A 17612-nucleotide genomic window follows, 5' to 3' on the forward strand; every position below is an offset into this window, starting at 1 on the left:
AAATGGCTTATGATCTCATCGTTATCGGAAGCGGCCCCGGCGGCTATGTCTGCGCCATCAAGGCGGCGCAACTGGGCATGAAGGTTGCCGTGGTCGAGAAGCGTAGCACCTATGGCGGCACCTGCCTCAATGTCGGCTGCATCCCCTCCAAGGCGCTGCTGCACGCTTCCGAGATGTATCATCACGCACAGCACGGTCTTGACGCGCTGGGTGTGGAGGTCGCAAGCCCGAAGCTCAATCTCGAAAAGATGATGGCCCACAAGAACGCGACCGTTAAGTCGAATGTCGACGGCGTTGCCTTCCTCTTCAAGAAGAACAAGATCGACGGTTTTCAGGGCACGGGCAAGGTCCTCGGGCAGGGTAAGGTCTCCGTCACCAACGACAAGGGCGAGGAGCAAGTCCTCGAAGCGAAGAACATCGTCATCGCCACGGGCTCGGACGTCGCCGGCATCCCGGGCGTCGAGTTCGAGTTCGACGAGAAGGTCATCGTCTCATCGGATGGTGCGCTCGAGCTGGAAAAGGTTCCAGAGAGCATGATCGTCGTCGGCGGCGGCGTCATCGGTCTCGAGCTCGGCTCGGTCTGGGCGCGCCTCGGCGCCAAGGTGACAGTGGTCGAATTCCTCGACACGATTCTCGGCGGCATGGACGGCGAGGTCGCCAAGCAACTCCACCGGCTGCTGACGAAGCAGGGCATCGACATCAAGCTCGGCGCCAAGGTGACCCGCGTTGCGAAACCCGGGAGTGGCGCGAGGGTCACCTTCGAGCCGGTCAAGGGCGGCGAATCGACCACGCTCGACGCGGACGTCGTGCTCGTCGCGACCGGCCGCAAGCCCTGCACGGAGAACATGGGTCTCGCCAAGGCCGGTGTCGTGCTCGACTCGCGTGGCCGCATCGAGATCGACCACCATTTCCAGACAAGCATCACCGGCATCTATGCGATCGGCGACGTGGTGCGCGGTCCGATGCTGGCACACAAGGCGGAGGACGAAGGCGTTGCGGTGGCGGAGATCATCGCGGGGCAGGCCGGTCACGTGAACTACGACGTCATTCCGGGCGTCGTCTATACCCAACCGGAGGTCGCTTCCGTCGGCAAGACCGAGGAGGAACTCAAGGCCGCCGGCGTTGCCTACAAGGTCGGCAAGTTCCCCTTCACCGCCAATGGCCGCGCGCGCGCGATGCTCCAGACGGATGGTTTCGTCAAAATCCTGGCCGACAAGGAGACCGATCGCGTGCTCGGCGGCCATATTATCGGCTTCGGCGCCGGTGAGATGATCCATGAGATCGCGGTGCTGATGGAATTCGGCGGCTCCTCGGAGGACCTCGGCCGGACCTGCCACGCCCACCCGACCATGTCGGAAGCGGTCAAGGAGGCGGCTCTCGCCACCTTCTTCAAGCCGATCCATATGTGACATTACAGCGCGGCGCATCTTTTCAAATGCGCGAAACGACGCTTTAGCGCTTTGAATCATTGCATGATTCTGTCCTTGATCGATTCCGACCAAGACAGTGGGTGCGGGGGCTGCGACAAGCGGCCCCCTGCCATACGCGGCCGACCGGCGCGAACATGAACGAGCCAATATGAGGATCGTTCATGAGACCGCGAAGCGTCGCCGCTCACCTTCCGAATGCGATACTGCCCGAAGCCGACTGGGCGGACCGCTACGAACTGCTCATTCTGAACGAGCGGCTGACGGCGCGCGAGGCGGCGCGGCGAATGCTCGAGCCGCTGCCGGGTTGGATTCGACTCCTTCTGGCGCTTCGCAATAGGATCGTGTCGTTCGTCGGGCTGAAGACAGCGGCACCCGCCGCAGCCGATAGCCTCATCGGCTTTTTTCCCGTCCTGAGAGATGAAGAGCGCAAGGCGGTTCTCGGCTTCGACGACCGGCATCTGGACTTTCGCATTGTCGTGGAGGTCCGCGACGGGCCTGCGGACAGCCAGGTGATCGGCGTTACGACCCTGGTGCATCGCCGGAATATTCTCGGCCGCATCTATCTCGCGGTTGTCACGCCTTTCCACAAGACGATCGTCCCGACGCTGTTGGCCGGGCTGAACGAGCGGCGGTGAACAGGGATTCTAATGACGCGGGATGCGGGCGGAAAACCCGCGCACGCTTTTCCTCATCCCGCTCAGTTGGTCCGCGTGACGGTGAAGCCGCGCTGGCGCAGGAGTTCGACCAGGCCTTCCGGACCGGAAAGATGCAGCGCGCCAACGGCCATGAATACATTGCCGCCCTTCAGGATCGGCTCGGCCCGCGCCGCCATGATCTTGTTGCGGTCGATGATGATGCGCTGCTCGAAATCGGCAAAACCGAAGTCGCTTGCCGCAGTCTGAGTGGAGACGGACTTCATCATCGGCATGATCATTCCGGTGTCGCCGGAAAGATAGAGATCGGTGGTTGTCTGTATGACATCGTCGATCGTCTTGCCGAGCGCCAGCGTTTCGATCAACGCCTGAAGGTGAAGCTCGACGGGCAGCGAGTCCATTGCCGAAAGCTGCTCGACCAGCGTTTCCAGCCCTTTCAGCGTTTTTCCTTCCTTGACGGCATCCTCCGCAAGCTTTTTGTCGAGGAAGGAAGCGCCGGCAGCCTTGCGCGAAATTTCACATGCCGGGAGGGCCACGAAGCTCGCAATCATCCAGGGCTTCATCTTGGCGACGAGCGGCAGCGGAATGCCACGTTGCTTGAGGCCGCTTTCCAGGCGCACGCGATCCTCCGGCTTGAGAAAGTCGTTGATCGTCTTGTCGCCGGCGAACATGGTGAGGTCGGGACGCATGATGATCGCGGCCGCCGCCTTCTTGTCGTCGACGATCTCGTCCGATTCGACGATCACGATCGCCGCCTTGGTAAAGGCGTCTACCGCGCCCTCCGGCATCGCCAAAACGCGCGGGTCGGTAACGTGCATGGTGCCGAGCAGCCAGGACGGTGCCGACCCCTGGCTTTCGATTTTCCAGAGGAGGCCCTTTCCGTTCGGAACTGCGTCCGCCTCCTGGCGCAGCGCGGCAAGGCGCGCCGGGTCCGACTGTTCCATGCTCGCCAGGATATTGGTGCCGCCGCAGGCGGACTCTTCGGCAGCGCCAGCGTCCGAAATCGAGAGCAGCGCGGCGATGAGGGTCGCGAGCACCAGAAGATGCAGCGACGCGATCAGCCACAGGGCGCCGTCTGTGAGCCTGACAGCGAGATTGCGAACGGGTCTTGAGATCGGAAACGTCGTCATAGGGCACCGAATTCTGGGCAGTTCTACTCGAAACCACACAATTCCGGACGGAAAACCGGGACGGAAAACCGTCATACACTTTCCTGCCGCATGTCTCATGAATCGGAGCCGATACAAGGACAAAAACATGCGGCAATTCAAAATGCTACAGACCTTTGTGCGTCTGAAAAGACGCGCGGGCGCTGCGGAATTGCTCACTCGAACCCTACGCCTTGCCGGTCACGGGTTCCTTAACGAGCTTGGTTAATCCGCCACTTCGCCGAATTTCAGGCGCGCGGATGGGCTCGATCGTAAATTTCGAGGAGGCGCGTCGAATCGACGCCGGTGTAGACCTGCGTCGTCGAGAGGCTCGCATGGCCGAGCAGTTCCTGGATGGTGCGCAGGTCGCCGCCGCCTGCCAGAAGATGTGTGGCGAAGGAATGACGCAGCGCGTGCGGTGTCGCCGAGTCGGGAAGGCCGAGTGCTGCCCGCAGCTTCTGCATCTCGCGTTGGATGATCGCCGGCTGAAGCGTCGCGCCCCGGCTGCCGCGAAACATCGGCGCATCCGCGGCGAGGTGGTAGGGACAAAGCCTTGTGTAGGTCGCCACGGCGTCGGTCGCCGCGGCAATGAGCGGAACGATTCGCGTCTTGCCGCCTTTGCCGGTGATACGCAGCGAGGAACTGGCGCCGGCAAAGTCATTGGGCGTTAGCGCGAGCGCCTCGGATATGCGCAGGCCGCAGCCGTAGAGCAGCGTCAGAACGGCGGCGTTACGGGTCGCGATCCACGGCTCTTCCGCGAGTTGCGCGTCCGCCGTGACGACCGTCAGCGCTTCGCGGTCCGTCAGCGGTTTCGGCAGGGATTTCGGCTGCTTCGGCGAGCGCACCGCCTGGGCACCGGCGGCATTGGCGAGGCCATTTTTCTCCAGATAGCGCAGGAAAGAGCGAAGCCCCGCGAGCCCGCGTCCGAGGGCGCGTGCGCCCGCACCCTGCTTGCGCCGCTGTGCGAGAAAGCCGCGCAGGTCGGCCGGGCGCAGTGTGCGGATGTCCGCCAAGCGCGGCGGCCCGGCGAGATGGCCGGTTAGGAAGGTCAGGAATTGTCGGGTGTCGCGCTCGTAAGCCTCGACCGTTTTTGCGGACAGCCGGCGTTCCCGGCTGAGGCTCGCCAGCCAGCGCTGGCGTTCCGCCATGACTTCGGGGTGACCAATTGCAAGAAGCTCGTTCATTGTCGCTCCGGCGATTCCGTGTGCCGTCCAGAATGTCGCCGGCGTCTTATGTTTTTGCTAACGCCACCTCTTGGAATTTGTCATTGTTCGATCATATTGAACTGCGATGGTCGATCAGCAAACGCGGATGGGACTATGGCGAGACGGGATATGGGGGACGGATTCGCGCACTTTGCTGAGGCCATTGCCCTGGTTTCACAAGGGCAGCCCGGCCATATCGTCGACATGCTGATTGCCGAGCGCGGCAAGAAGATCGTCCGGCATCCGTTGTGGCCGGTAATACGGCCCTTTCTTTACACGCTGCTCAACTACCGCAAGGCGATAGAGTTCGCCGACGCCGTCGCCAACATGCCCGGTTTCCAGGCCTTCGAGCACTTGAGCTCGCTGCTTTCGCTCGACGTTCGCGTCGACAAGGCTGAGCGCATTCCGTCGACCGGCGGCTTTCTCCTCGTCAGCAACCATCCGACCGGCATTGCCGACGGCATCGCCGTCTTCGATCTCTTGAAGTCCCGTCGCCCGGACATGATGTTCTTCGCCAATCGAGATGCGATTCGGGTCAATCCTCGCTTCGTCGAGATGGTCATTCCGGTCGAGTGGCGCGAAGAATACAAGAGCAAGCTCAAGGCTCGCGAAACGCTGCAGGTCACCAATCGCGCTATCGAAGAGGGCAAGGCAACCGTGCTTTTTCCTTCGGGCCGCATCGCCTACTGGGCCGATGGGCGGCTCAACGAACGTCCTTGGAAAAGCTCCGCCGTCGGCTTCGCGCGCAAATACGGCCTCCCGATCCTGCCGGTGCATATGAGCGCGCGCAATTCCGGTCTCTTCTACTGGTTCGCCAAATGGTCGACGGAACTGCGCGACATGACGGTGTTCCATGAGCTTCTGAACAAGAAGGGCGACCTTTTCGATTTCCGCGTCGGCAATCTGATCGCAGCCGAAGCGCTCGACGGCGATCCGGCGGATGTCACGCGTGCGCTTGAAAGGCATACGGTCTACGAACTCGCTGCCGACAGCGATGCTGTGTTCGACCCGCGTCAGGCTCTAGAAAAAATTCGATTCTGACGGTTCTGGTTGTGCGGCGAATGCGCTAAGCCTCGTCCCAGCGTCGGCGGTGCAGGAGCGCTGCGACGTTCGGCCGCGGCGGGTGATCCGCAGGGACGGTGGACCTGGATCGACGGATGCGCCTCACCGGCCTCATGGACGACGAATGAAAAAGGGCCCCGCAATCGCTGCGAGACCCTTTCGGATTTCTGTAGCTTGATCAGCCGATCTTCTGGCCGGTCTTCGCCCAGTCGGCGAGGAACATTTCCAGGCCCTTGTCGGTCAGCGGGTGCTTGACGAGCGCCTTCAGTGTTGCCGGCGGCGCGGTGACGACGTCGGCGCCGATGAGGGCTGCTTCCTTGACATGGTTGACCGTGCGCACCGAGGCGGCAAGGATTTCCGTCTCGTAGCCATAGTTGTCGAAGATGTGGCGGATTTCACGGATGAGATCCATGCCGTCGAAGGCGATGTCATCGAGGCGGCCGATGAAGGGCGAGACGAAGGTCGCGCCGGCCTTGGCGGCAAGCAGCGCCTGGTTGGCGGAGAAGCAGAGGGTGACGTTCGTCTGGTGACCGTCCGAAGTCAGCGCCTTGCAGGCCTTGAGGCCGTCGAGCGTCAGCGGCACCTTGATGCAGATGTTGTCGGCGATCTTCGAAAGGGCGGCCGCCTCCTTCATCATCTCGCTGTATTCGGTTGCCGTCACTTCCGCAGAAACCGGTCCGTCGACGATCGAGCAGATTTCCTTGGTGACTTCGACGATATCACGGCCCGACTTCAGGATCAGCGAGGGGTTGGTGGTGACGCCGTCGAGCAGGCCGAGATCATTCAATTCCCGGATTTCCTTCACATCGGCGGTATCAACGAAAAATTTCATGGAGGTTTCTCCCTTGGGGCATTATTGCCGTTCGGGCGCATGTCTGCCTGACGGAAAATCCGCGGGCAGAAACCGCGCGCGTTGAAACTCTGATGGAACCGTGACAAACCCTGCTATCCACAAGGCAGCGGTTCGCTGCGCAGTTTTCTTTAACTGAAAGCGGTGGCAAGGTCACGGCAAAATGACTCTTGATTCAACCGATTTATTCGGGGCCGTAATTGATCGCCGCGTCGTGCCTGTCCTGGTGCCGATGCCGGCGGCGAAGGCCTATTCCTATGTGGTGCCGGATGGCATGGCGGTCGAGCCGGGATCGATCGTGCAGGTGCCGCTCGGACCGCGCCTGGTCGTGGGCGTCGTCTGGGACGGCGCCGATGACCGCATGGTCGATCCGAGGAAACTGAAGCAGATCGAGAAGGTTTTCGACTGTCCGCCGCTGACGGGCGACATGCGCGCCTTTCTCGACTGGGTGGCGGCCTACACGGTGACACCGCCCGGCCTTGTGGCACGCATGGCGTTGCGCGCGCCTGCGGCTTTCGACCCCGAGCCGATGGTGGAAGCGCTGCGCCTCACGGACATGCGGCCGGAGCGCATGACCTCGGCGCGGGAACGCGTCATCGCGGCGGCGAGCGACGGCTTTTCCTGGACGCGATCCGGGCTCGCGCATGCGGCGGGCGTTTCTTCAGGTGTCGTCGACGGCCTTACCGCACAGGGCGTATTCGAAACCGTCTTCATGCCGCCGCCGCCCGTTGTCGCACTGCCCGATCCGGAGTTCGCAGCTCCCCGGCTGGAGGGCGCGCAGAAGGATGCCGCAGTCGATCTGCTGGCGGCGGTGGAAGAGGAAAAGTTCTCCGTTTCCCTCATCGATGGCATCACCGGCTCCGGCAAGACCGAGGTCTATTTCGAGGCGATCGCCGCGACCTTGCGTGCCGGCAAACAGGTGCTGATCCTGCTGCCGGAAATCGCGCTCACGGCAAGCTTCCTCGAACGCTTCCAGGACCGCTTCGGTTCGAAGCCGGCCGAATGGCATTCCGATCTCGCGCCCAGAACACGCGAGAAGGTATGGCGGCAGGTGACGACGGGCCAGGTGCGTGTCGTCGCGGGCGCCCGCTCGGCCCTGTTCCTGCCCTTCGAGGACCTGGGCCTGATCATCGTCGACGAGGAGCACGATCCCGCCTACAAGCAGGAGGACCGCGTCTTCTACAATGCCCGCGACATGGCGGTCGTGCGCGGCAGGATCAGCAACTTTCCGGTCGTGCTGGTCTCGGCAACGCCATCAGTCGAAAGCCGGGTCAACGGCGAGATGGGCCGTTACAGGCCGATCCACCTGCCGACGCGCTTCGGCGATGCGGCGCTGCCACATCTCGGCGTCGTCGACATGCGCCGCCATCCACCCGAGCGCGGCGGCTTTCTCTCGCCGGTACTCCTCGACCAGGTCGGAAAGGCGATCGGCCGCGGCGAACAGGCGCTCCTGTTCCTGAATCGGCGCGGCTATGCACCGCTGACGCTCTGCCGCGTCTGTGGCCATCGCTTCCAATGCCCGGACTGCTCGAGCTGGCTCGTCGAGCACCGCTTCCGCGGCCAGATCCAGTGCCATCATTGCGGCTATTCGGAGCGGACGCCGGAAGCCTGCCCCGAATGCGGCACGCTCGATCATCTGGTCGCCTGCGGTCCCGGGGTGGAGCGCATCGCCGAGGAGGTCGAGCGGCATTTTCCCGAGGCTCGGACGATCGTGCTCTCGTCCGATCTGATGGGCGTTAAGCGACTGCGGCTGGAACTGGAAGCGATCGCACGCGGCGAAGCGGATATCGTCATTGGCACCCAGCTCGTCGCCAAGGGCCATAATTTTCCGATGATGACGCTGGTCGGGATCGTCGACGCCGACCTCGGCCTCGCCAACGGCGATCCGCGCGCGGCGGAGCGGACGTTCCAGCTTCTCTCGCAGGTCACGGGTCGCGCCGGGCGGACGGGCCTGAAGAGCCTTGGCCTGCTGCAGACCTACCAGCCGCAGCACCCGGTCATGCAGGCGATCGTTTCCGGTGATTCGGACGCCTTCTACGAGCGCGAGATCAATGAACGGGAGCGCGCTGCCCTGCCGCCCTTCGGCCGGCTTGCCTCGATCATCGTTTCGGCCGATTCGCGTAACGACGCCGAGGGCCATGCGCGCGGCTTGCGCATGGCTGCCCCGCGCGTCGACGGCATTGCAATTCTCGGCCCGGCCGAAGCACCGCTCGCGCTCATTCGCGGGCGGCACCGGTTCCGGTTGCTCGTCCACGGGCGGCGCAACAGCGACATGCAAGCCTTTGTCAAAGCGATGATTGCGGGCGGGCCGAAAGAGAGGGGATCGATCAGCGTGCAACTCGACATCGATCCCCAGAGTTTTCTGTGATCCCCAGAGTTTTCTGTGATCGATGGCGTGAACGGCACGGAGCGGATTCACATCGGCGACGACATGCGCTAGACCTCCCCGGCGCGGCGCTTGCAAAGAACCACGCGGCGCAATGAGGATGATTTCATCAGCGGGGACGGCATGGAGCTCTACATTCCGACGGAAACCGGGGAGTTGCTGGCATTTTGCGCGGCGGCGGCCGCCGCACTCATCGGCCTCGTCATGCTCTTTGCGCCGCGCCTTGCCTTTCGTGCGGCCGGGATCGGTATTGCAGAGGGGCGCCGCGGCGGTCTTGCGGAAGCCCGCTCCACGATGGGCGGCATGCATCTCGGCCTCGGCCTCGGTGCCATCCTGCTCGCCCAGCCGATGGTCTATCTCGCCGTCGGTGCCGCCTTCTCGCTCGCCGCCTTCGGGCGGATATTGTCGATGATGAGCGACAATGGCGGGACACTTTTCAACTGGATCGCCCTTGCCATTCAGGCGGTGCTTGCGATCCTGCCGCTTGCTTACGTTTTCGGGCTGATCTGAACGCGCGTCGGCGCGATTTCGACGTTCCGTTCGGGATTTACGGCAAAATTCGCCCCACAGGGTCGACTTATGCCGCATTCCTGCCGTTGGCGTGTTGCGAGTCCAAACATCCTATGCTAGACGAACCGCGAATTGCGGGGGAATTGGGTCGCAACGGCCTCGATATCCTGCGAGTTATTGCAGCAAATTCAAGATGTTAAGTCAGCGGTTCGCCGCAGCTGACGTTCTTGGATGAATTTGAGAGAAGCTTGTGCCCGTGGCAGACACATCCCAGCTTATTTCCGGTGTTGCAGAAAGATATGCGTCCTCGCTCTTCGAACTCGCCCTCGAAGCCGGTTCGATCGAAGCGATCGGCGCCGATCTCGATCGCGTCCAGGCGCTGATCGACGGGAGCGACGATCTCAAGCGGCTGATCGTCAGCCCTGTCTTTTCTGCCGACGACCAGTTCAAGGCTATATCCGCGATCGTGGAGAAGGCCGGTTTTACCGGGCTGGTCGGCAACTTCCTCAAGGTTGTCGCGCGCAATCGCCGCCTCTTTGTGCTGCCAGGCGTCATCAAGGCGTTCCGCCTGTTTGCCGCGCGCCATCGTGGTGAAATCTCTGCCGACGTCACGTCGGCCCATGCGCTTACCCCGGCGCAGGAAACTGAATTGAAGGCGACGCTCAAGGGCGTCACCGGCAAAGACGTGGCGGTCAACGTCACCGTCGACCTGTCTATTCTTGGAGGTCTGATCGTCAAGGTCGGGTCCCGCCAGATTGACACCTCCCTTCGCACCAAACTCTCTACCCTTAAGCTTGCACTGAAAGAGGTCGGCTGATGGATATCCGCGCCGCGGAAATTTCCGCAATTCTCAAAGATCAGATCAAAAATTTCGGCCAGGAAGCAGAAGTCTCCGAAGTCGGCCAGGTGCTTTCCGTCGGTGACGGTATCGCCCGCGTCTACGGCCTGGATAACGTACAGGCAGGCGAGATGGTCGAATTCCCGGGCGGAATTCGCGGCATGGCGCTGAACCTCGAAGCCGACAACGTCGGTGTGGTTATTTTCGGTTCCGACCGTGACATCAAGGAAGGCGACACCGTCAAGCGGACCGGCGCCATCGTGGACGTCCCGGTTGGTCCGGAGCTGCTCGGACGCGTCGTCGACGCGCTCGGCAACCCGATCGACGGCAAGGGCCCGATCAACGCCAAGCAACGCGCCCGCGTTGACGTCAAGGCTCCGGGCATCATTCCGCGCAAGTCGGTTCACGAGCCGATGTCGACCGGTCTCAAGGCGATCGACGCCCTCATCCCGGTCGGCCGCGGACAGCGCGAGCTCGTCATCGGCGACCGCCAGACCGGCAAGACCGCGATCATCCTCGACACCTTCCTGAACCAGAAGCCGATCCACGACAATGGCCCGGAGCAGGACAAGCTCTACTGCGTCTACGTCGCTATCGGCCAGAAGCGTTCGACCGTCGCGCAGTTCGTGAAGGTTCTCGAAGAGCGCGGCGCGCTGCAGTATTCGATCATCGTTGCTGCTACCGCCTCCGATCCGGCTCCGATGCAGTATCTCGCTCCGTTCGCCGGCTGCGCAATGGGTGAATACTTCCGCGACAACGGCAAGCATGCGCTGATCGGCTACGACGACCTTTCCAAGCAGGCCGTCGCCTACCGTCAGATGTCGCTGCTTCTGCGCCGCCCGCCGGGCCGCGAAGCTTACCCGGGCGACGTCTTCTACCTGCATTCCCGCCTCTTGGAGCGCGCTGCAAAGCTCAACGACGACAAGGGCGCCGGCTCGCTGACGGCTCTGCCGGTCATCGAAACGCAGGGCAACGACGTTTCCGCGTTCATCCCGACCAACGTGATCTCGATCACCGACGGCCAGATCTTCCTTGAAACCGACCTGTTCTACCAGGGCATCCGTCCGGCCGTTAACGTCGGTCTGTCGGTTTCGCGCGTCGGCTCCTCGGCGCAGATCAAGGCGATGAAGCAGGTCGCAGGCTCGATCAAGGGCGAACTCGCCCAGTACCGTGAAATGGCGGCCTTCGCCCAGTTCGGCTCGGACCTCGATGCCGCGACGCAGCGCCTCCTCAACCGCGGTGCCCGCCTGACCGAACTCCTGAAGCAGCCGCAGTTCTCGCCGCTGAAGACGGAAGAGCAGGTCGCGGTGATCTTCGCAGGCGTCAACGGCTACCTCGACAAGCTGCCGGTCAATGCGGTCGGCAAGTTCGAGCAAGGCCTGCTTTCCTATCTGCGCTCGGAAGGCAAGGACGTGCTGGAGACGATCCGCACGGAAAAGGCGATTTCCGACGACACCAAGGGCAAGCTGAAGGCTGCAATCGACAGCTTCGCCAAGTCTTTCGCCTGAGCGGGTTTCATTTAGGACGGACAACGGATGCCTTCACTTAAGGATCTGAAAAATCGGATCGCCTCCGTCAAGGCGACGCAGAAGATCACCAAGGCGATGAAGATGGTCGCCGCGGCGAAGCTTCGGCGTGCGCAGGAGGCGGCCGAGGCCGCCCGGCCTTATTCGCAGCGTATGGCTGCCGTTCTCGCCAACATCGCCCAGGCGGTTGGTGCGGACGACAGCGCGCCGCGGCTGATGACGGGAACCGGCAGGGACGATACGCATCTCCTGATCGTCTGCACGGCGGAACGCGGCCTCTGCGGCGGCTTCAACTCGCAGATCGCGCGCTTTGCCCGCGATCATGTGCGCAAGCTGCTTCTGGCCGGCAAGACCGTGAAGATCATCTGCGTCGGCAAGAAGGGCTTCGATATCCTGCGGCGGGAATTCGCGTCGCTGATCATCGACCGCGTCGACCTGCGTGAGGTCAAGAAGATCGGCTTCGAAAACGCCGATCAGATCGGAAACAAGGTCATCGGGCTCTTCGAGAAGGGCGAGTTCGATGTCTGCACGCTGTTCTACTCCGAGTTCAAGTCCGTCATTTCGCAGGTTCCGACCGCGCAGCAGCTCATCCCGGCGTCGGCTGGCGATGTATCCGCTGCCGAGACTGCGGACGCATCGGCGATCTACGAATACGAGCCGGACGCGGGCGCCATCCTGACCGATCTCATCCCGCGCAACATCTCGGTGCAGATCTTCCGGGCTCTGCTCGAGAACGTGGCAGGCGAAATGGGCGCCAAGATGAGCGCCATGGACAATGCGACGCGCAATGCCGGTGAGATGATCAACAAGCTGACGCTCAACTACAACCGTCAGCGGCAGGCGCAGATCACCAAGGAACTCATTGAAATCATCTCTGGCGCGGAAGCGCTCTAAGGTTACGAAAGAGGGTAAGAATTATGGCTAAGGCAGCTACCCCGAAAGAAACCGCAGCGGCGAAGAAGCCCGCTGCACCGCGTAAGGCAGCTTCCGCCAAGACAGTCGTTGCGGCTACCGGCGCTGTCGGTCGCGTCACGCAGGTTATCGGCGCCGTCGTCGACGTCGCTTTCGAGGAAGGTCAACTCCCGCAGATCCTGAACGCGCTGGAAACCGACAACAAGGGCAACCGCCTCGTTCTCGAAGTCGCGCAGCATCTCGGTGAAAACTCCGTCCGCACGATCGCCATGGACTCGACCGAAGGTCTGGTTCGCGGCCAGTCGGTCACCGACACCGGCGGCCCGATCTCGGTTCCGGTCGGCAAGGAAACCCTCGGCCGCATCATGAACGTCATCGGCGAGCCGGTCGACGAAGCCGGTCCGCTGGAAACCTCGGGACGCCGCGCGATCCACCAGGAAGCACCGGCCTACGTCGAGCAGTCGACGGAAGCACAGATCCTCGTCACCGGCATCAAGGTCGTCGACCTGCTCGCTCCCTATGCAAAGGGCGGCAAGATCGGCCTCTTCGGCGGTGCAGGCGTCGGCAAGACCGTTCTGATCATGGAACTGATCAACAACGTCGCCAAAGCGCATGGCGGTTACTCGGTCTTCGCAGGTGTCGGTGAACGTACCCGCGAAGGCAACGACCTTTACCACGAAATGATCGAATCGGGCGTGAACAAGCACGGTGGCGGCGAAGGCTCCAAGGCTGCTCTCGTCTACGGGCAGATGAACGAACCGCCGGGCGCCCGCGCTCGCGTCGCGCTCACCGGTCTTACGGTCGCTGAACAGTTCCGTGACGAAGGCCAGGACGTTCTCTTCTTCGTCGACAACATCTTCCGCTTCACCCAGGCGGGTTCGGAAGTGTCGGCGCTGCTCGGCCGTATTCCTTCGGCCGTGGGTTATCAGCCGACGCTCGCGACCGACATGGGCGCGATGCAGGAACGCATCACCACGACGACCAAGGGCTCGATCACCTCGGTTCAGGCCATCTACGTCCCGGCTGACGACTTGACCGACCCGGCGCCGGCGACCTCGTTCGCCCACCTCGACGCAACGACCGTTCTGTCGCGTTCGATCGCCGAAAAGGGCATCTACCCGGCCGTGGACCCGCTCGACTCGACCTCGCGCATGCTCGACCCGATGATCGTCGGCGAAGAGCACTACGAGGTGTCGCGCAAGGTGCAGTCGACGCTGCAGCGCTACAAGGCGCTTCAGGATATCATCGCCATCCTTGGCATGGACGAGCTTTCCGAAGAAGACAAGCTGGCGGTTGCCCGCGCCCGCAAGATCGAGCGCTTCCTGTCGCAGCCGTTCTTCGTCGCCGAAGTCTTCACCGGTTCGCCGGGCAAGCTGGTTGCGCTTGAAGACACGATCAAGGGCTTCAAGGGCCTTGTCGACGGTGAATACGACCACCTGCCGGAAGCTGCTTTCTACATGGTCGGCTCCATCGACGAAGCGATCGAGAAGGCAAAGAAGCTGGCTGCCGAAGCCGCTTAAACAGCATCGTGAACCGTGGCGCGGGCACTTCGCGCCACGGTTTTCATCCTGCCGCGGCAAGCGGCAGAGAACATGCACAGCCGCAGCCACCTGTGTGGCGCGCGCACCAGAAGTGAATGGTCATGGCCGACAGTTTCAATTTTGAACTTGTTTCCCCCGAGCGCCTGCTGCTTTCGGAAAAGGTGACGGAAGTTGTCATCCCTGCAACCGAGGGCGAGATGACCGTGATGGCCAATCATGCGCCGACGATGACGACCGTCAAGCCGGGCGTGGTCACCGTGAAGACGGCTGACGGCAAGACCGAACGCTTTGCGGTATTCGGCGGCTTCGCCGACATCCTGCCGACTGGTTGCACGCTGCTTGCCGAGTCCGCCGTCCACGTCGACGAACTCGACCCCACGGTGCTGGAGAATCGCATCGAAGCAGTTCGTGCTGAACTGGAGGGTGCGGGCGACGAGAAGAAGACTCGTCTCGAGCAATTCATCGCCGAACTGACGAAGCTCGGGGAGATCGTCATCCCTGCCTGAAAGGGACATCCCGACAAGGGATAATGCCTATCGAACCCCGCCTCGAGCGGGGTTTTTTGTGCTCAATCACCGCTGTCGGCCATGGCGACGTTCGAAGTCTGTCGAGCGCGCGGCAGCTCGGCTTTGCTAACGCGGGGGGAGATTGCTCCTCACCCTGACCCTCTCCCCCCCGCAGGCGGGGGAGGGAAGGCGCTTGCCGCGAGTCATCTCCGCCCCGTTTGCGGGGAGCAGATGGCCGGCAGGCCCGAATTAGGGAAATCGCACCGGCGAGCTCGTCGCGATTGAATGGACTCGGATCGGACCAATCGACAATCATCGATACGCCAGGTTTGGGAGCGCTGCGAGGCGGAGTCCGCACGCTTTCTGACGACCATGTCCAAGATTTTCGCCGTGAACGAAAAACGCCCGGAGGTGATCCGGGCATTTCTGGGTTTCATCCTGAGGACGCGCGTTTCGCGCCGACGAAAGCTCAGCTTGCGGCGCGCTCCGTCTCGTGCTTCTGCGCGTAGTAGTGACCGAAGCGGTTGGCAAGGAAAGTGTCGAGCGCGATGTCTTCCTGGCGGATGAAGCCCTTCGACGCGATCTTGCCGTCAGCGAGCATGTCCAGAACGGCGCAGATGCTGCCTGCCGTGGTGATCTGAATGCCGCTCTGCATCCGTCCGGCGACGACGCCGCTATAGACCTTGTTGGCGTAAGTCTCCTGGACCAGGCGGCCTTCGCGGAAACCGGAGACCGTGACGAAGATGACGACGACGTCCTGCGTGGTGGTCGGCAGGGCATTTTCTAGAATGTCCTTCAGCACCTCGCGGCGGTGGCGCAGGCCGAGGTCGTTCAGGAGCGCCTTGAAGATGGCGGCATGGCCGGGATAGCGGATGGTCTTGTAGTTCAGCGTGCGGACCTTGCCCTTCAGGGTTTCGCAGAGCGTGCCGAGGCCGCCGGAGGTGTTGAAGGCCTCGTAGGTGACGCCGTCGAGCGAAAATTCCTCACGCTCCTCCATCGCCGGGACTTCGATCAGCGAACCTTCGACGATCGCTTCGCAAGGCTCGATATATTCGTTGATGACGCCGTCCGTACTCCAGGTCAGATTGTAGTTGAGGGCGTTCGACGGATATTGCGGCAAGGCGCCGACACGCATGCGTACGCTTTCGAGCGTCTCGAAGCGCTTCGCCAGATCGTTGGCGACGATCGAGATGAAGCCGGGCGCAAGGCCGCATTGCGGGATGAAGGCGGTCTTCGCCTTGGCCGCGATCGCCTTGACCTGGCGGGTCGATTCGACGTCTTCGGTCAGGTCGAGATAATGGATTTCGGCTTCGGAAGCGGCCTCGGCGATGGCGACCGTCAGGTGAAACGGAGCGGCGCTCAGTACCGCAAACTTGCCGGTCAGCAGACTGACGAGCGCCTTCCTGTCGCCGATGTCGATGGTCGCGGTCGAAATCGCGTCGTGCTTTTCGACCTGTTGCAGTTGCTCGGCACTGCGATCGGCAACGCAGACGCGATAGTCGCCGGTATGCGCCAGCATGCGAGCGATGGTGGAGCCGATCTTGCCGGCACCGATGACAACAATGTCTTTCATTCTTTTCCCCAGGGTATGAGCTTCAGACCCATTTTCCCTCGATGATACGTTGATTTGAAGCGTCAATATGGCTAAATCGCCAATCAACTTTCGGCAATTCGCCAAAAGGAGTCGACGATATGCAAGTGACCGGCAAGGACCGCGAACTTCTGGCCATCCTGAGCGAGAATGCACGCATGCCGACGGCGACGATCGCGCGTCGGCTTGGGCTTTCTCGCACGACGGTACAGGCGCGAATCGAGCGACTGGAGCGCGAGGGCGTGATTGCCGGCTATGGCGTGCGGCTTTCGGAAAGCTATGAAAAAGGCCTGGTGAAAGCGCATGTGCTGATCACCATCGCGCCGCGGGCGCTGAGCCGGGTCACTCCCGAACTCGGCGCCATCCGCGAGATCCGCACGCTGCATTCCGTCAGCGGCAGTTTCGATCTCATTGCGATCGTCGCGGCGGCCTCGATCAGCGAACTCGACCTTCTGATCGATCGCATCGGCGAAATCGACGGGGTCGAGAAGACGCTGTCGTCGATCATTCTTTCCACCCGCATCGACCGCTGAGCCGTGGCATTTCAACGCTTCGGCTGTTCGCTCGCGGATTGAGAAGCACCGCTTTGCTCAGGTACTGCGTCCGGCACGTTCCAGGCTGCCGGACCGCGCACGAAGGAAACCGCCGAACCGTCGCCCGGGGTGAGCCACTTGCCGCGATCGAAAAAGCGTTCGGCGATACTTTTCGGCCGTGTTCGCGCCGCCTGGTTGGCGAGGAAATTGTAGCGGGGAACGTCGCCCGATTCCTGCTTGAACTGGATGCGGCTGCCGAAGCGTTTGAGGTCGAATTCCTTGAGCGCCTGGATCCGCAGGGCGATGCCTTCACTGTCCGCCCAGCGGACCTGCGTCAGGAAGACCGAGGCGGCTTTGGCGGCGGCGCTGGTGACGGCCTGCGTGTCATCGGGGCGTTCGATGTTCAGCTTCACGCGGAACGAGGTGATCTCGTCTTCGCCACTGCCTTTGACGAAGATGAAGATCGACGAGGGGGTGTCTTCGCCAGGTCGGGCAAGCGGCACGAGCGACGAGCATTCCCATCGGCCGCTCTCCGCAGATTTCCACTCGAGTTCACGAAAGCCCGCCTCGCGCAAGCCTTCGCAAAGCGCGCGCGGGTCGCTGCGGATCTCGCGCAGAAACTGCTGTTCCGGTGTATGCAGATCCTCAAAGGTCCGGGCCGGCAGCAACATACGCGGCGGTTCCGGCTTCTTGCGGAATTCGCGCACCGGTTCGGCTTGCTTCGTCTCCTGCTTCGCCTCCTCCAGGAATGTCGTCGGCAATCCGGCAACCGCGAGGAGTTGTTTCAGGTTGCGCTGCTCGTTGGCAAGAAGAACGGTCGCGAGGATCGCCGTGAAGACGAGCCCCACGGCGAGGAAGAAAAAGGCGATGCCGGAACGGCCTTTTTGCTTCTTCTCCATCCGGCGTCAGCGCTCCGTCTTG

Annotated in this window: 16 protein-coding genes; 11 read left to right on the forward strand and 5 right to left on the reverse strand. The window is 62.3% G+C overall.

The features are described from left to right. Positions 1-2 precede the first annotated feature (2 nt). Both lpdA and QN224_RS19590 read left to right on the forward strand, forming a co-directional pair. Positions 3-1409 carry a dihydrolipoyl dehydrogenase gene (lpdA, locus tag QN224_RS19585; RefSeq protein WP_283978007.1) on the forward strand — a complete coding sequence of 469 codons (1407 nt, stop codon included), beginning with the start codon at positions 3-5 and terminating at the stop codon, positions 1407-1409. A 182-nt stretch (positions 1410-1591) separates the two neighbouring features. Further along, the gene (locus QN224_RS19590) at positions 1592-2065 is read left to right on the forward strand and encodes a DUF2867 domain-containing protein (protein WP_283978008.1); all 474 of its coding nucleotides are present in this window, start codon (positions 1592-1594) and stop codon (positions 2063-2065) included. Between the two features lie 62 nt (positions 2066-2127). On the opposite strand, the gene QN224_RS19595 is transcribed toward QN224_RS19590, so the two are convergent. Both QN224_RS19595 and QN224_RS19600 read right to left on the reverse strand, forming a co-directional pair. Then, the gene (locus tag QN224_RS19595) at positions 2128-3213 is read right to left on the reverse strand and encodes a TraB/GumN family protein (protein ID WP_283978009.1); all 1086 of its coding nucleotides are present in this window, start codon (positions 3211-3213) and stop codon (positions 2128-2130) included. A gap of 266 nt (positions 3214-3479) precedes the next feature. Next, the gene (locus QN224_RS19600) at positions 3480-4415 is read right to left on the reverse strand and encodes a tyrosine recombinase XerC (protein WP_283978010.1); all 936 of its coding nucleotides are present in this window, start codon (positions 4413-4415) and stop codon (positions 3480-3482) included. A gap of 135 nt (positions 4416-4550) precedes the next feature. On the opposite strand from QN224_RS19600, the gene QN224_RS19605 reads away from it, so the two are divergent. Then, complete coding sequence (locus QN224_RS19605; protein WP_283978011.1) at positions 4551-5477, forward strand: GNAT family N-acetyltransferase; 927 nt, start codon at positions 4551-4553, stop codon at positions 5475-5477. A 199-nt stretch (positions 5478-5676) separates the two neighbouring features. Here QN224_RS19605 and fsa read toward each other — a convergent pair whose 3' ends face one another. Beyond that, the gene (fsa, locus tag QN224_RS19610) at positions 5677-6330 is read right to left on the reverse strand and encodes a fructose-6-phosphate aldolase (protein ID WP_136508991.1); all 654 of its coding nucleotides are present in this window, start codon (positions 6328-6330) and stop codon (positions 5677-5679) included. A gap of 181 nt (positions 6331-6511) precedes the next feature. Here fsa and QN224_RS19615 point away from each other — a divergent pair, with 181 nt between their 5' ends. The 7 genes from QN224_RS19615 (at position 6512) to QN224_RS19645 (ending at position 14567) form a co-directional block, all read left to right on the forward strand. After that, complete coding sequence (locus QN224_RS19615) at positions 6512-8716, forward strand: primosomal protein N' (protein WP_283978012.1); 2205 nt, start codon at positions 6512-6514, stop codon at positions 8714-8716. A 141-nt stretch (positions 8717-8857) separates the two neighbouring features. Continuing rightward, positions 8858-9244 carry a DUF4345 domain-containing protein gene (locus QN224_RS19620; protein ID WP_173508839.1) on the forward strand — a complete coding sequence of 129 codons (387 nt, stop codon included), beginning with the start codon at positions 8858-8860 and terminating at the stop codon, positions 9242-9244. A 250-nt stretch (positions 9245-9494) separates the two neighbouring features. Next, positions 9495-10061: a F0F1 ATP synthase subunit delta gene (locus QN224_RS19625; protein ID WP_283978013.1), complete on the forward strand. Its 567-nt coding sequence runs from the start codon at positions 9495-9497 to the stop codon at positions 10059-10061. Then, complete coding sequence (gene atpA, locus QN224_RS19630; RefSeq protein WP_283978014.1) at positions 10061-11590, forward strand: F0F1 ATP synthase subunit alpha; 1530 nt, start codon at positions 10061-10063, stop codon at positions 11588-11590. The genes QN224_RS19625 and atpA overlap by 1 nt, the downstream gene beginning before the upstream one ends. 27 nt (positions 11591-11617) lie before the next feature. Then, complete coding sequence (locus QN224_RS19635) at positions 11618-12502, forward strand: F0F1 ATP synthase subunit gamma (protein ID WP_283978015.1); 885 nt, start codon at positions 11618-11620, stop codon at positions 12500-12502. A gap of 23 nt (positions 12503-12525) precedes the next feature. Further along, the gene (gene atpD, locus QN224_RS19640; protein WP_173508843.1) at positions 12526-14040 is read left to right on the forward strand and encodes a F0F1 ATP synthase subunit beta; all 1515 of its coding nucleotides are present in this window, start codon (positions 12526-12528) and stop codon (positions 14038-14040) included. Positions 14041-14162: 122 nt separating this feature from the next. After that, complete coding sequence (locus tag QN224_RS19645) at positions 14163-14567, forward strand: F0F1 ATP synthase subunit epsilon (RefSeq protein ID WP_173508844.1); 405 nt, start codon at positions 14163-14165, stop codon at positions 14565-14567. A 469-nt stretch (positions 14568-15036) separates the two neighbouring features. On the opposite strand, the gene QN224_RS19650 is transcribed toward QN224_RS19645, so the two are convergent. Then, positions 15037-16140 (reverse strand): saccharopine dehydrogenase family protein, encoded by a 1104-nt coding sequence (locus QN224_RS19650; protein ID WP_283978016.1) that lies wholly within the window; start codon positions 16138-16140, stop codon positions 15037-15039. Between the two features lie 119 nt (positions 16141-16259). On the opposite strand from QN224_RS19650, the gene QN224_RS19655 reads away from it, so the two are divergent. Continuing rightward, complete coding sequence (locus QN224_RS19655; RefSeq protein WP_173508846.1) at positions 16260-16691, forward strand: Lrp/AsnC family transcriptional regulator; 432 nt, start codon at positions 16260-16262, stop codon at positions 16689-16691. Between the two features lie 11 nt (positions 16692-16702). Here the strand turns inward: QN224_RS19655 and QN224_RS19660 are convergent, their stop codons facing one another. Continuing rightward, positions 16703-17590: a DUF6030 family protein gene (locus QN224_RS19660; protein WP_283978017.1), complete on the reverse strand. Its 888-nt coding sequence runs from the start codon at positions 17588-17590 to the stop codon at positions 16703-16705. Positions 17591-17612: the final 22 nt, after the last annotated feature.

The sequence above is a fragment of the Sinorhizobium sp. 7-81 genome (assembly GCF_030124405.1).
GTDB classification, from domain to species: Bacteria; Pseudomonadota; Alphaproteobacteria; order Rhizobiales; family Rhizobiaceae; genus Sinorhizobium; species Sinorhizobium psoraleae.